Annotated in this window: 14 protein-coding genes; 5 read left to right on the forward strand and 9 right to left on the reverse strand. The window is 64.9% G+C overall.

Annotation, left to right across the window (positions count from 1 at the left end):
• Positions 1 to 27: 27 nt before the first annotated feature.
• The 4 genes from EPL01_RS10760 to EPL01_RS10775 all read right to left on the reverse strand — a co-directional run bounded on the left by EPL01_RS10760 (position 28) and on the right by EPL01_RS10775 (position 3,577).
• The gene (locus tag EPL01_RS10760; protein ID WP_135825263.1) at positions 28 to 213 is read right to left on the reverse strand and encodes a hypothetical protein; all 186 of its coding nucleotides are present in this window, start codon (positions 211 to 213) and stop codon (positions 28 to 30) included.
• A gap of 121 nt (positions 214 to 334) precedes the next feature.
• Positions 335 to 1,549 (reverse strand): ABC transporter permease, encoded by a 1,215-nt coding sequence (locus EPL01_RS10765; protein WP_135825264.1) that lies wholly within the window; start codon positions 1,547 to 1,549, stop codon positions 335 to 337.
• Complete coding sequence (locus EPL01_RS10770; protein WP_135825265.1) at positions 1,546 to 2,787, reverse strand: ABC transporter permease; 1,242 nt, start codon at positions 2,785 to 2,787, stop codon at positions 1,546 to 1,548. Before EPL01_RS10770 ends, EPL01_RS10765 begins: the two co-directional genes overlap by 4 nt.
• 31 nt (positions 2,788 to 2,818) lie before the next feature.
• Positions 2,819 to 3,577, reverse strand: a complete 759-nt coding sequence (locus EPL01_RS10775) for an ABC transporter ATP-binding protein (protein WP_135825266.1) — start codon at positions 3,575 to 3,577, stop codon at positions 2,819 to 2,821.
• A 467-nt stretch (positions 3,578 to 4,044) separates the two neighbouring features.
• On the opposite strand from EPL01_RS10775, the gene EPL01_RS10780 reads away from it, so the two are divergent.
• On the forward strand, positions 4,045 to 4,278 hold the full coding sequence (locus EPL01_RS10780) for a hypothetical protein (protein ID WP_135825267.1): 234 nt from the start codon (positions 4,045 to 4,047) through the stop codon (positions 4,276 to 4,278).
• Between the two features lie 52 nt (positions 4,279 to 4,330).
• Here EPL01_RS10780 and EPL01_RS10785 read toward each other — a convergent pair whose 3' ends face one another.
• Positions 4,331 to 4,642, reverse strand: coding sequence for a HalOD1 output domain-containing protein (locus EPL01_RS10785; RefSeq protein WP_135825268.1), 312 nt, complete (start codon positions 4,640 to 4,642; stop codon positions 4,331 to 4,333).
• 362 nt (positions 4,643 to 5,004) lie between these two features.
• Here EPL01_RS10785 and EPL01_RS10790 point away from each other — a divergent pair, with 362 nt between their 5' ends.
• A complete protein-coding gene (locus EPL01_RS10790) occupies positions 5,005 to 6,738 on the forward strand; it encodes an alpha-amylase family protein (protein WP_135825269.1) in 1,734 nt (577 codons plus the stop codon).
• 28 nt (positions 6,739 to 6,766) lie between these two features.
• Here the strand turns inward: EPL01_RS10790 and EPL01_RS10795 are convergent, their stop codons facing one another.
• On the reverse strand, positions 6,767 to 8,422 hold the full coding sequence (locus EPL01_RS10795; protein WP_135825270.1) for an alkaline phosphatase family protein: 1,656 nt from the start codon (positions 8,420 to 8,422) through the stop codon (positions 6,767 to 6,769).
• A 190-nt stretch (positions 8,423 to 8,612) separates the two neighbouring features.
• On the opposite strand from EPL01_RS10795, the gene EPL01_RS10800 reads away from it, so the two are divergent.
• Complete coding sequence (locus EPL01_RS10800; RefSeq protein ID WP_168215874.1) at positions 8,613 to 9,641, forward strand: GNAT family N-acetyltransferase; 1,029 nt, start codon at positions 8,613 to 8,615, stop codon at positions 9,639 to 9,641.
• Between the two features lie 26 nt (positions 9,642 to 9,667).
• Here the strand turns inward: EPL01_RS10800 and EPL01_RS10805 are convergent, their stop codons facing one another.
• The 3 genes from EPL01_RS10805 to EPL01_RS10815 form a co-directional block, all read right to left on the reverse strand.
• Positions 9,668 to 10,054, reverse strand: coding sequence for a DUF4112 domain-containing protein (locus EPL01_RS10805; protein WP_246045673.1), 387 nt, complete (start codon positions 10,052 to 10,054; stop codon positions 9,668 to 9,670).
• Positions 10,055 to 10,100: 46 nt separating this feature from the next.
• On the reverse strand, positions 10,101 to 10,892 hold the full coding sequence (locus EPL01_RS10810) for an AAC(3) family N-acetyltransferase (RefSeq protein ID WP_135825272.1): 792 nt from the start codon (positions 10,890 to 10,892) through the stop codon (positions 10,101 to 10,103).
• Between the two features lie 61 nt (positions 10,893 to 10,953).
• Positions 10,954 to 12,087, reverse strand: coding sequence for a prenyltransferase/squalene oxidase repeat-containing protein (locus EPL01_RS10815; protein WP_135825273.1), 1,134 nt, complete (start codon positions 12,085 to 12,087; stop codon positions 10,954 to 10,956).
• A gap of 101 nt (positions 12,088 to 12,188) precedes the next feature.
• Here EPL01_RS10815 and EPL01_RS10820 point away from each other — a divergent pair, with 101 nt between their 5' ends.
• The gene (locus tag EPL01_RS10820; RefSeq protein ID WP_135825274.1) at positions 12,189 to 12,902 is read left to right on the forward strand and encodes a class I SAM-dependent methyltransferase; all 714 of its coding nucleotides are present in this window, start codon (positions 12,189 to 12,191) and stop codon (positions 12,900 to 12,902) included.
• A 166-nt stretch (positions 12,903 to 13,068) separates the two neighbouring features.
• A complete protein-coding gene (locus EPL01_RS10825) occupies positions 13,069 to 14,334 on the forward strand; it encodes a carboxylate--amine ligase (protein ID WP_135825275.1) in 1,266 nt (421 codons plus the stop codon).
• Positions 14,335 to 14,337: the final 3 nt, after the last annotated feature.

The following is a 14,337-nucleotide window of genomic DNA, read 5'->3' on the forward strand; positions in this document are numbered from 1 at the left end:
CAGCGACAGCAACCTGTGGCCCCACCGCTACTCGCTCCGGTCGAGCGTGTCGAGGCCGAGGTACGCGTCGGCGCAGTCGGTGCAGAACAGTCGCTCGGTGGTCTCTTTATCCGCGGTCCGGACGTCCATCGAGGTCTGTGCGACCGAGACGTGGTGGTCGCTCGCCGGGTCGAGCGCGTCGTCGCATCGAGAACACGTGTCGTTGTCCCCCATCGGAGAAACGTCGAATGGTGACGAACATAAAGATTGGTTCGAGAGTCGCCGACTCGCCCCGACTTGACCCGACCCGGCCCGACCCGACTCACCGCGGGAGTCGGTCGAGTCGCGCCTCGACTCACCGCGAGAGCTGGTCGATGCCGACCGTCCGGAGGGTCCGCCACCCGGCGACGGCGGCCGCGAGAGTCCCGATGACCAGCGCGATGGCACCGCCGAGGACGAGGACCGACCCCGGAGCCTGCACCAACCCCTCGAAGCCGACGATTTCCGCGGCGACCCAGTTCAGGCCGACCACGAACGGCGGCGTGACCGCGACCCCGAGGAGACCGCCGACCGCGCCGAGCAGCACCCCCTGCGCGGCCACCATCCCGACGAGCGTCTTCGAGGAGACCCCGAGCGCGGTCAGCGCCGCGAGCTCCTCCTTCTGCTGGAAGACGACGATGGAGAGGACGTTGAGCGTGAGCGCGAACCCCGCGATGACCGAGAGGACGACCAGCGCGCCGCCGACTGCGATGACCACCGCGTTGTGCTGAAGCACCGCGCGCATCTGCTCCTGGTTCGTCCGGACCGTGTAGTCGGGGTACTGGCGCTGTAGTTGCTGTTCTATCGCGGAGGCGTTCGCGCCGTCTTCGAGCGAGACCGTGACGAACGTGGCCTTGTCGGTGCCCGTCGTTCCGGTCACTTCCTGTAGTTCGCTCAGGTGGGCGGTCACCGTCGGCGCGCCGAGAAAGCTCGAGAACGTCGAGGAGATGCCGACGACCTCGAACTCGTTTTCGCGGGCGCTCTCGACCGACCCGCCGATGCGGAGGGTGTCCCCGACGCCCACGTCGAGCATCTCGGCGGTCCGCGGGTCGATGATGATGTGGCGGTACATCGGCCCCTCGTAGGTCCCGTTCTCGTAGTGGGCGTCACCGTGGGTGAATCCCGGGCCCTCTTCGAGTTCGATGGCCGGTCCCTCGCCGGGGACGCCGACGCCGACGAGCGTCTGCATCTGTCCGGAGCCGTTCCCGACGTAGACCGCCCTGAACGCCATCGGGACCGCGGCCTGCACCCCCTCGACCGAATCGATGTTCTGCGAGACGTTGTGGGCGTCGTGAATGGACGTGCCGAACCCGCCCGGCCCCTTCGAGATCGACCCGCCGGTCACCCAGAGGTCCCGCCCCGACGAGTCGAACTTCTGCTGGCCGGTCTCGAAGACGCCGTAGCCGAGGCTGGCCAGCAGGGTGGTCGAGAGGACCGCGACCGCGATGCCGACCACCGCGAGGACGGTCCGGGCGCGGTCGTGGCGGAGTTGGGCCGACGCGACCGAGAGCGCGACCCGGAGTCGGCTCATCGAATCACCTCCGAGACGCCCTCGGTCCGGCGCTCCATCGCCAGCAGGTAGGGCACGACCAGCACCCCGATGAGCGCCGAGACGCCCAGTCCGTAGACCACCAGCAGGGGGTGGAAGGTAGCGATGGGGACCGGCGCGATGGCGCGCGTGGCGGCGTAGTTCGTGATAGCCGTCGTGACGTAGGCCAGCACGATTCCGAGCGCGCCGCCGACGAGGGTCAGCGCGAGGGCTTGCACCACTAGCAGGACCGCTCTGGCCCGCCGGGAGAACCCGATTGCGGTGAGGGTCGCCAACTGCTCGCTGTCGGCCTCGACCTGCAGGCCCTGCGTGGTAGCGACGAACAGCGCGCCGACCACGATGGCGATGAGCAGGGCGGCCAGACCCATCGCCAGCGGGAGGTCCGAGTCCACCGAGTTCTGGGCCGTGAAGCCCGACCGCGTGACGGCGCTCGCGCCGGTGAACCGGTCTTCGAGTTCGGACTTCAGGCCGCCGGTGTTCGACTGGACGAGAATCTGGTCGGCCTGGTCGGCGGACTGCGCGCCGGAAATCGCTTGGAGTTCGCTCAGGTGGACGAGCATGACCGGCATCCCCGAGAGGCCCGACTCCACGTCGGCCGGTTCGACCGCCGTGACTTGCAGTTCGCGCGCTCCCGACCCCGCGATTGCGCCCTTCATCGTGAGGGTCGCGTTGGGGCCGACGCCGAGGCTATCGGCCGTGCCCGACGAGATGACGGTCTCGCCGGTCCACGTCCCGTTGTAGTCCCCGTCGGCGTAGTAGGGGTCGCCGGGCGAAAGCGGCGCTGTCGGGAGTCCGGCCACCTTGTCGAGTCTCGGGTCCGGGACGACGCCGACGCCGAGGACGTACTCGCTCTTGCCGCCCTTCTTGCCGACCTTCAGGACCTCGATTTGGACCGGCGTGGCGTACTCGATTCGCTCGTCGGCGGTCAGGTTCGCGCTCTTCTGGTGCACGCCGCCGAGTTGGGCCGACCCCGTCGAGACGACCATCGTGGACGCGCCGCCGGACTGCGGGACGACCCAATAGTCCACGGCGTCTCCGCGGACGGTCGTACCCTGCACGAGGCCGAGACCGGTCGCGGTCACGACCAGCATGAGCGCGACCGCGATGGCCACGCCGAGGACGCTGACGGCGGTCTGGCGCGGCGCGGTCCGGGTCGCCTTGGTCGCGGTCCGCCGGAGCGCGACCCCGACGAGACCGACCCAGCGCGTCAGTTTCGACACGCTCTCTCCCCCTTCGTGCGGATTTTCCTCTTCACGCGGACTTCACCTGCCCGTCGCGCAGGCGGATGACTCGGTCGGTCCGGTCCAACGCCTGCTCGTCGTGGGAGGCCAGCACGACCGCCCGGTCCTCCGCGAGGTCTCCGAGCAAGTTCAGGATGGTCGCGCCCGTGTCGGTGTCGAGTTCGCCGGTCGGTTCGTCGGCGAACACGACGAGGGGGTCGCCAGCCAAGGCGCGAGCCACCGCGACTCGCTGCTGCTCGCCGCCGGACATCTCGCCCGGTCGGTGGCTCTGGCGGTCGCCCAGTCCCACGCGCTCCAGCAAGTCGGCGGCCTCCTCGCGGCGTTCGCTCTTGCCCATGCCGCGCTCGACCAGCGGGAGGGCGACGTTCGCCCGCGCCGACAGCGACGGCAGGAGGTGAAACCGCTGGAAGACGATGCCGACCTGTTCGAGCCGCAGGCGAGTGAGTTCGTTCTGCGAGAGGTCCGAGACCTCCTCGCCCGCGAGCGTGACGGTGCCCTCGCTGGGCGTGTCTAACCCGGCTAACAGGTGGATGAGCGTGGACTTGCCGCTCCCGCTCGGTCCCGACAGGCCGACGAACTCGCCGCGCTCGATGGTCAGCGAGACGTCGTCGAGCGCGGTCACGGTCGGTAACTCCTCGCGGCCGCCGTCGCCGAACGACAGCCAGCCGCCGCCACCGCCGCGCTCGTACGTGCGGGTGACTCTCGAACACTCTACGACCGCCTCTCTCCGTGCCGATTCCTCCGTCGCTGTTCGTGTACTCGCGTCCATCAGTCCCCCACCAGAATGGGAGTGTAGAAGACACGGACCCACTTAGCGTTTCAGGCCGTTCTAGGGGTAGAACGGTTAAATCAAGGCTTAACGATGTTTTCGGTTGATTGTCCGCCCGCATCCCCGGTGGATTTGGGCGAATCGTCTGGTGAAGCTTACTTGTCCGTCCGGCGACGGCGCGCGCCGTCGCCGGACGGTTCGGCCACTGCCGCCGCTGGGCGGCTCACCTGCTGCTGCCGGACGGCCCGGCCACCGTCGCCGGACGGTTCGGCCATCGTCGCAGACGATTGAATCGTCATTTCGCCCGCCCTAAGACAGAAATAAGTTGCTTAAGAATATACATTAGTTTCTTTAATAACGATATTATTTTTTCCTACCCGACGTATCGCTACCTCGTCCTGTTTTGGCGCTGATTCTATCCGAAACGAACATGGTTTTTCATTACATACTTTCGCCGGGGCGTCAGCATGGACGTGATTACCGCTCAAGAGGCCGCGTTCGGAAGCGGGGGCCACTACCACCTGTTGAACGAGGAGCGAACGGCGAGCGTCTGCGGCACAGTTCAGAAAGACACGTTGTTCGCGGGCCAAGCCCACGAAATCCTCTCGAAAACCGAGGCCGAGCGACAGGGCCTCGAGCCGTGCGAGCGTTGCACCGCGTACACACAGACCGGCGACTCCACGAACCGAGACGAGCGTTAGCGAACGATTCGCCCGGAGTCGGCCCGCCCGGCCGACGACTTCGGGTCGGCGCTCAGCGTATCGGTTCCTGAATCACGATGCGGCCGTGGCTCTTGACCGTCACCTCGTGGCTGTGATAGCTGAACGTGACGCGACACTCCTCGGCCTCGCTCGTCGTCGGACTGAACAGTTCGTCCAGCGCGTCCGGGTCGATGCTGGTCGCGTCGTACAGCGGGTCGAGGTCGGTCACGATGCCGCCGGTCACCTCCATGAGCGCGAGCGGGACCGCCACGCTCGGCGGTTCCGACGGGTAGCTGTAGGTCACGCGGTACGTGCCGGTCGCCGGGTCTGCGTCGACGATTTCTCGCTTCGGCTCGAAGCTCATACCCGACCCCTACTCTAGAAAGGTCCTTTAAAAGGGAAGACTGTACCGTGCTTCCCACTACCTCATGGGAGAATTGTAATGGCCTCCGCGGGCATTTCGCGTCGATTGCAACAGTTATTCTCGCGGTAATCACGGTCGTTTTGTACTAGAGAACTGTTTTCGAACGAAGCGCGTTAGGCGGGTAACGAGACGTTTTCCCCGACCGTATCGGATAGGTACGGGTTTCACAATTCTCTGCGATTACGAACGGCACCTCGTCGCTCGACTCACCGTCTCGATTCTCGATTCCGCGCGGTCTCGGCCCCCGAATCGCCGTGTCAGTTTTCCCGTTAGACGTGTACGAACGACGAGAGGGGTGTGAAATGGGAACCAAAGACTACTGGTACGAGAACGCGACGTTCTACGCCATCGACGTGGAGGCGTTCGCCGACGCGAGCGGCGACGGAGTGGGCGATTTCGAGGGGCTTACCGGTCGCCTCGACTACCTCGAGAGCCTCGGTATCGACTGCATCTGGCTGTTACCGTTCTACCCGTCGCCGAACCGCGACAACGGCTACGACGTGACGGATTATTACGGGGTCGACGACCGCCACGGGACGCTTGGCGACTTCGTGGAGTTCGTCCGCGAGACCGACCGCCGGGGGATTCGGGTCATCATCGACTTGGTGGTCAACCACACCTCGGACCAGCACCCGTGGTTTCAGGCCGCCCGGAGCGACCCGGACTCGGAGTACCGCGATTACTACGTCTGGCGCGAGGACCTGCCCGAGGAGTCGGACCCCGCCCGCGGGCCGGTGTTCCCCGGCGAGGAGGAGAACGTCTGGAGTTACGACGAGGAGGCCGAGGCGTTCTACTACCACCGGTTCTACCACTACCAGCCGGACCTGAATCTGGCCAACCCGGCCGTGCGCGAGGAGATTCGCAAGGTGATGGGCTTCTGGCTCGAACTCGGCGTCTCGGGCTTCCGAGTGGACGCCGCGACCCTGATGATAGACCACAAGGGCGGGCTGGAGTCCACGAAACTCGAAGACCCCCACGGCGTCCTCCGCGACATGCGTCACTTCGTCGAGCGCCGCGGCGACGAGGCCATCCTGTTCGCGGAGGCCGACGACGCGCCCGAACACCTCGGCGACTACTTCGGCGGAAGCGTCGGGGGCCAGACTACCGCCGAGGTCTCGGCCGAAGGTGCCGAGGCCGACCCAGCGGCCCGCGAGGGCGACGAGATGAACGTCCTGCTCAACTTCCTGCTCGACGCCTACCTCGTGCTGGCGCTCGCCGACGAGGAGGCCGACCCGATTCGGGAGGTCCTCGACATCCTTCCGGAACCCCCCGAAGGCGGCCAGTGGGCCAACTTCCTCCGGAACTACGACGAACTCAACGTCGGTCGCCTCTCGCGGGAGGACCAACAGCGCGTCTTCGAGGCGTTCGCGCCCGACGAGGAGATGCGCATCTACGACCGGGGCATCCGACGCCGACTCGCGCCGATGCTGGAGGGGGACCCCGACCGCATTCGCCTCGCCTACAGCCTCCTCTTTTCGCTTCCGGGCGCGCCCCTCATCGTCTACGGCGACGAAATCGGGATGGGCGACGACCTCAGCCTTCCCGGCCGAGCGGCGGTCCGGACGCCGATGCAGTGGTCGGCGGAGAACAACGGCGGGTTCTCGACGGCCGACCCGGAGGACCTCGTGCGCCCGGTGGTCTCGGGCGGCGAGTACGGCTACGAGTCGGTCAACGTCGCCGACCAGCGCGGCGACCCCGACTCGCTCCTCCAGTGGTTCTCGCGCCTGAACCGCCTCCGGGGCGAGTGCCCCGAAATCGGCCACGGCGACTGCGAGGTCGTAGACACCGACGACCCCGCGGTCTTCGCCCACCGGCTGACCAGCGACCACGGGGCGGTCGTCGCGGTCCACAACCTCGCGGAACCGTCGGCAGAGGCGACCCTCGAACTGGACGACGACCCGGTGCGACTGTTCGGTCCGGCCGATTTCGAGCGCGTCGAGACCGCCGACGGAGATGTGGGCGGGAGCGAGACCACCGATACGTGGCACTTCGAACTCGGTCGGTACGGCTACTGCTGGATTCGCCTCAGGGAGTAACGGAAAGTCGGGCGGCCTTTCGGGGCGCTCACTCCAGATAGCCCATGTCTTCGAGTCGGCTCTCTACGTCGTCGTCCGTGGTCGCCGTCTCGGCACCCGGTTCGTAGGACCGATAGGTGGTCTCTCCGGCGTCCGAAACGACGCCGAGGACCTCGCCGTCCATCGACTCGGCGCGCGGCACGCCGAAGGTGGCAAGCACCGTCGGACAGACGTCGAAGACGTGAGGGTCCCCGAGACTCCCGTCCGGGTCGATGTCGCTCCCTCGGGCCGCGAAGACGCCGTGGCGCTTGTGATTCCACTGGTTGGTCAACTCCGCGAACACGTCGTCGCCGACGCGAACCGAGAGCAAGTGCCGGAAGTCCTCGGGCACGGTGACGACGTCCGGCCCGCGTTCGACGTACGGCCCCTCGAAGTACTCGTCTCGCGGAGCCACGCGCTCGAATATCGGCTCCCCGTCCGGGGTCGTCGCCGACGACAAAAGCGAGACGAGTTCCGACCGCACCGACTCGTACTCGTCTCGGGGGACGACGCCGTTCGGTTCCCGGCCTTCGAGGTTGAGTCTGAGTCCGCACTCGCTCCGGGTCCGCATGTACGCCGTCGACTCCTCGAAGGCGACGCTCTGCTCGGTCGCGGTGACGAACTCCTCCGGCACGACTCGGCCGAGGAGTCCGGCCAGTCCGAGGCGCTGGACCAGCGGGACGAGACGCTGAACGTTCACGTCGTACCTCGCCAGCGCCTCCCCGGCGCGAGTTGCGAGGCCGGACGCGACGTTCGCCAGCGCGTCGGCGTCGCCCGAATCTGAATCCGAACTCGGTTTCGACGCTGACTCCGACTCTGTCCCCCCGGACTCCGCGAGTGTCGCCTTCCAGCGCGGGCGACCGACGCCTCCGGTCGTCGCGTCGAGATACCCGTTTCTCCGGAGGAACTCGTTTACCCGGAACTCGCACCCGTCGTAGGCCTCCGCGCCGTGGTCGCTGACGACGACCACGTTGTCCGGGTCCCACCGGTCGAGGAGTCGGCCGACCTGCTCGTCCACGCTGCCGTACACCGCTTCGAGCGCGTCGGCGTCCCCTGGTCGCGCGTGGATTATCGAGTCGGTCTGCTGGAACTCCACGAACCCGAAGTCCGGGTCGAACCGGTCGGCGAGCAGGTCGAACGCCTCCCGACGCCGACGAATCGCGTCCAAGCGCCGGGAGAGGTCCGTCCGCTCGGACCCGGTGACGTCGCTCTGGGGGTACACCTCGTAGCCGTCCAGTTCCGAGCGAAGCGTCTCGAAGATTCCGTCGGGGTGACACTCGGGTTCGGGCGGAGCCATGTACCCCGGCACGAGCGCGCCGTCGAACGGTTTCGCGGGATGGGTCGTCGGCACGTTCACGACGACGCTGGAGCGGTCGTACCAGTCCAGTACCTCCCACATCGACGGTTCTCGCACGTGGGTCGCGTTGGTGAGGCTCCACTCGTATCCCTCGTACCGCAGGAAGTCGAAGACGCCGTGCTTCCCCGGGTTCTTCCCGGTGTAGATGGAGGGCCACGCGCTCGGCGTCCACGGCGGAATCTGGGACTCCAAGGGCGCGCTCGCCCCCTCCGAGACTATCGACTGCACGTTCGGCGTCGCCCCGCGCTCGAACACGGTTTCGAGAACGGACCAACTCGCCCCGTCCAGTCCGACGAGGAGCGTTTTCATGAACACCTTCCACGTTCGCCGAACACTTATCCGCTTTCCCGAGACGCTTTTGCGACGTAAATTTCCGGACCGGGTCGCCGTCTGGGCCTTGTATTTTATGTAATCCCGTGACGTATGCGGTTGCGCAACGAATATTGGATATCTAAGAGTAACTATGAAACAAGCTCACGTACGACAAAGCATCAGTGAAGTGAACGAGGGGGCGTGGAACAACGTCGTAGAGCAGTCTGAAGGGGGGAGCGTTTTTCACCGGACGGGATGGCTCCGTGCTGTCGAGGAGGGACTCGGCAGACCGGCGCGCCATCTGGTCGTAGAGAAGAGCGGCAATCCGATAAGCGTCTTTCCGAACTTCCTCGTCGATATCTCTGTCCCCGATATCGGACCCGTCCCGTTCGACGGACTCGGACTGCGCCGTCTCACGTCTCTCAAACCGGGGTTCGGCGGTCCGGTGTTCGTCGGCGACGAACAGACGAACTTCGAGGTGACGTTCGACAACGCGAAACGACTGTTCGCGGAGACAGACGCTATGAGCCACCTGCTGAAGCCGTCTTCATCCAATTTTGCGAGGTACGCCTCGCAACTCGCGGACCGTGGGTATCGGTCGGAGGTCCGAAGCTGTCGCTTCGTCATCGACCTCCGGCAGGGGTGGGACGAGATTAAATCGAACATGCACCGGTCGAAGCGGTCGAACCTCAAACGCGCGAGCGAGAACTCGGCGACGGTCGAGGACCGACAACTCGACGACGTCGCTCTGGAGGAGTTCTACAACACGTACACGTCGGCGATGGACCGCGTCGACGGAATCCAGTACCCGTTTCGGTTCTTCGAGGTGCTTCAGCGCGAACTCGCCGACCGCATCAAGTTGTTCACCGTCACCGCGGATGGGGAGTTCGCTGGCGGGCAGTTGTATCTGCTAGACGACGAGTCCTCCACTATGCACGAGTTCTTCCGGGGACTGGACGCGGAGTACTTCGAGTACAATCCCTCGGAACTCATCAGCGAACGAGCAATCAAGTGGGCGATCGAACACGGTTACGACGAGTACGACCTCGGCAGTACGGCCGCCGACTTCACCAGCGGTTCGTTCACCTACAAAGAGGAACTCGGCGGAGAACTGCGACCGATTATCGTGTGGGAGCGCGGCGATTCGACGCCGCAGTGGCACATCTATCGGGCGGGCCGGTGGTTCGTCCGGAATCAGGACCGAATCAAGGCGTAGCGTGGACCGGAACCAGGGTCACGCTATTACTCTATGCCGAACTCGTCTTCCAACAGCGCGACGTTGCGCTCGTTGGCCTTCCAGACCGCGTCGATGATGGTCCCGAGGACAGGAATCGACCCGACGACGGAGTCGATGCCGATGTTGAGCAGCATCTTCAGCACGGTGTCCCGGGAGGCACCCATCCGCGCCCCCTCGGCCACGATGTACAGCGAGATGGCCGCCGAGACGGCGTCACCGCCGACAGGCAGGATGCCGAGGATGGGGTCGAGACCGATTTTGTAGTTGATGCCCGGAAGCTCGAACGCCTCGTCGAGGAGGTCCGCGATGGCCCGCACGCGCTCCATTCCCGGCGGTTCGTCCTCGACCGATACTTCGATGGGTTGTCCTTCTTCGTCGGGTCCGATGTCCATGTGCCCGGATTGGGCGCGCGAAGTCAAAGGCCTGCTGGCTATCGGGTCACGTCACGAGGAAGTAGGGGTCAGACCGTATCTCGGGACTCGTCGCCGCCTCGATGTCGGCGATGGAAGCGACGAACACGCGCAATCCGTTCAAGTCGTACTCGTCCACGACCCCGCGCTCTCGCCAGTGTCGGTGGAGCTTCAGCTTGTTGAACCGCCAGAACCCGTCCCAGTACTGGCAGGTCTGCTCGATTCGCCGGGACTGGTCTCCGTCGATGAGCGTCCCCTCGTAGGTGTCTTCGTACACGTAGGGGACCTCGTGCTTCGATTCGAGGTAGTGGAGGAACGAACACATGAGCCACGGCGTGCCGATGCTGGCGAGCAACACGTCGTCGTCGCGCAACTGGGCGAAACAACCCTCGGGGCTGAAGGTGTCGTGATGGTTGCGCTCCTCGAATCGGTAGTCTCCGCGAACGAGAATCGACTTGCAGGCGTCGTCGGTCCGGTAGTCCGCGTCGCCCAGAAACAGCGAGTTGAACTTCCCGTACATCGGCCGGGAGTGTTCCTTGGCGTACACTCCCGACTTCCGGAAGTAGTCGGTGAACCCGGGGGCCAGAATCGAGTCGAAGTGACGCTCCAGCACGTCGAGGACGGTTTCGTAGGGATTACCCGGTAGCGCCGCGTTCACGTCGCTCAGTCCCGCGTGGACGAAAACGGTGTCGTCGGCGTATCGCTCGAAGACGCTCGCAAATCGTTCGGGGTCGGCGGGCTTGACCCGGCGCGGACGCTCGTGGAGCAACTTGTGGAGCGCGAAGTTGGGCCAGCGTTTCCAGTACTGCTCTCCGACCATCGTTCTCGTCGGATTCCACGCCGGTCGTTATACCAGTTGTGGGGACCGAACGAGCTACCAGTCAGGTTCTCGCTCGGGCGAGATTCCGGACCTCGTACTCCTCGCTGACGCTCATCAGCGCGTCCGAGAAGAACTTCACGCCCCAGTTGGGGTACCGGAGGAACATGTAGCGACCGAACACCGGGGACGACCCCGGGAGCGCACCGTCGATTGCCGCCGGACCTCCGAGTACCTGCTTGCGCTTGAGAAACTGCACCGAGTTCCGGGCGGCCGCTCGGTACTCGTCGTTTCCGGTCTGGCGGTGGAGTATCGACCAGACGAGCGCCATCTGGGCGTTGCCCGTCAGACAGTAGTACCACGTGTCGTCCCACGAGTCGTCGAACGACCCCCGGAGTATTCCGTCTCGCTCCTGCATCGCTAACAGCCTGTCCGCCGACCGTCTGGCGGCGTCGACGATGGCTCGGTCTCGAAGCGCGATTCCGCCTTCGAGCAGCCCCCGAATCGTGTACGCGATGGTGTGAAGGAAAGCGCGAGAGCCGTCTCCGAACCCCGCCCCGTCGAACCACCCGTTCGCCCGCTGTCGCCCCATCGCCCACTCGAAGTTGCTCCGGGCGGCCTCGCGGTATCTCGCCCGACTGTCCTCGACGAGTTCTCCTCCTTCGAGGAGCGCCCACGCGACCCGAGTCGAGTAGGTGTGGACGTTGTTCTTGTAGGTGTGGCGGTCCCAGTACCCCTCCGGGGACTGCTGTTCGACCAGCCAGTCGCAGGCCCGTATCGCGCTCCGGCGGTATCGGTCGTCTCCGGTCTCGCGGTAGGCCGCGACGAGGCCGAAGATGATTTGCCCGGTGTTGAAGACGCTCGGCCCCCCGCTCTCGCCGGTCCCCTCCGGAAACGCCCCGTCCGGGCGTTGGACTCCGAGGAGCCACTCGGCCATCTGCATCGCCCTGTTCACGAGCGAGGGCTCCTCTCGCTGGGTTCCGTATTCGAGCAACGTGGGGACGATGTACCCCGTCGTTTCCGGATAGGCGTCTCCCCACCCCAAGACGAGGTTGTAACAGCTCGCAGACCCCCCGTTTCCGGTCACGTCCTGACTTCGGCAGAGCCACCGGAGCGCTCCCGCCAGATGCTGTTCGTCGGACCGCGGCCTTCCCTCGCCGCCCGCAAGCGCGTCCCACGCCGTCCCGAGTCGTCCCATTAGTACGACTCCCTGACTACACAGGATGGTATTAACTTACTGGGGGTATCGGTCGCTTTCGGCGACAGATAGATGTGAGGCTGAGGCGTTAGGCAGAGAGAATGACCGACGTACCAAGCGCGTTTACGGACGAGAAAAGAATCGACGCTACCGCTCAGTCGGTCGAGGAGGGGCTGTACGAGGTCGAGCGCCGAGCTATCGGCTCGCACTTCACTCGGTCCGGCGCGACCGTCTTGGACCTCGGGTGCGGCACGGGTCGCACGACCGGCGTCCTCGACGAGATGGGGTTCGACGTCGTCGGCGTGGACGTGAGCGAACCGATGGTCTCGCGCGCCCGGCAACTCTTTCCGCACATCGAGTTCCGGTCCGGCGACGCGCGGGACCTCCAGTTCGAAGACGAGCGCTTCGACTACGTCCTGTTCTCGTTCAACGGCCTCGACTACGTCAAGCCGGAGGGCGACCGATACGTGGCGCTGCGGGAAATCTGGCGCGTGCTGAAACCCGACGGCACGTTCGTCTTCAGTTCCCACAACCCGTTTTACTTGCTCCCCGCCGACCCGACGAGCCTCTACGGCTATCTCCACCTCGCCCGATTCTGGAAGCACAATCTTTTCGACGGAACTATCGCGTCCCGGTACAAGACCGACGCCTATTCCGAGAAGGAAATAGACACCTACTTCATCTCGCCGCGGGGCCAGCACAAGCAACTGGCCCGATGCGGCTTCGAACTCTTGGAAATCGTTCATAAGGAGATGCTACCGTCGGCGTGGCTCGACCCGTGGCCCTACTACGTCGCCGAGAAACGCCCGCAGTAACGGTTTCTCGCCGACGGACCGGACCGCAACATCGGCACGCAGAATCATAAAAAACTATACTTTACGGCGAGTTCTCACTAATAACTATAGGAAAATAAACGATTACATGAGTCATTGATTGGAATACTACTAAGACTCGTTCTACCTTCGTAGCATTCGCATCCGCATGACGTCTGAGAAAAACAATTCGGTCCTGATACCTCACGAAGGGGGAACACGAGGCTATCACTGCCTGCGGTCGTTCGGGAAACGGGGGTTCGACACGATTCTGGGAGCCGACGGGACGACGCCCGGTTCGATGTCGCGGTACTGCGACGAGACGGTGTCGCTTCCCTCCACGGAGACTGACCTCGAAGTCTACAAAGACGCGCTCCTGGAGGTCGCGTCTCGGTCGGACGTTCGAACCATCGTTCCCGTCTGGGAAGCGACCGCGTTCGTGCTATCGAAGTACCGCGACGAGTTCGAGGACCACGTCGATTTGGCGGTGCCGTCTCTCGACCAACTCCGGACCGTCCAAGACCGGGTTCGCCTCGTCGAGGCCGCCGAGCGGGCGGGGGTTCCGGCCCCGGAGACGCGACCGCTCACCGAGGTCGAGAACTGGGACCGGGAACTCCTCGTCAAGTCGCGGTACAACCTCCTCACGAGCGATTACGTCGACTCCTTTTCGAGCGGTTCGGGAACTTCCGACCGCATCGAACACCTCCGAGTCGGCGAGCGTCCGGACGTAGACGAGTTGGTCGCCGACATGGACCACGTGCCCATCGCTCAAGAGTTCGTCAAGTGGCGAGACGAGTACATGGTCGGCGCGATTTGCGACCGCGGGCGGCCGGTGGCGACGATTCAACTCCGCCAGATACGCGAAAACTCCTACAAGGGCGGCGGCGGCGTCTACCGGAAGACGACCTACGAACCGGACCTCGACCGCGTGGCCCGCGACCTGCTCTCGGAACTCGACTGGCACGGGCTGGCGTGTCTCGAATACATGGAAGACGCCGACACCGGGGAGTTCAAACTGACCGAAATCAACCCTCGAATCTGGCAGTCCATCGGCCCCTCGATGCGAGCGGGCCAGGACTTCCCGTACTACTACTGGCTGGTGGCGTCGGGCGAAGCCGACCGCATCGACCCGGCGTACGAGTTGGGCGTCGGCAGTCACTTGCTCATGGGCGAGGCCCAGCACTTAAAGAGCATCCTCGACGAGGATTCGCCGCGGGTCGAGAAACCGAACTTCTACGCCACGCTGGGGGCGGTCGCGCTCTCGTGTCTGGTCGAACCGCGCTTCGACATCCTCCGGTTCGACGACCCGGCACCCTTCTTCTACGGGGCGTTCTCGGGGATTCGGCAACGACTCGGTTCGACGCTAGAGGCCGATTCTGGCCCCGAGCCGATTGGGAACCGCGCGGAGTACGCCGTCGATTCGGCCGAGGAGTAACCG

Origin of the sequence: Halorussus ruber (assembly GCF_004765785.1) — an archaeon.
GTDB classification, from domain to species: domain Archaea; phylum Halobacteriota; class Halobacteria; order Halobacteriales; family Haladaptataceae; genus Halorussus; species Halorussus ruber.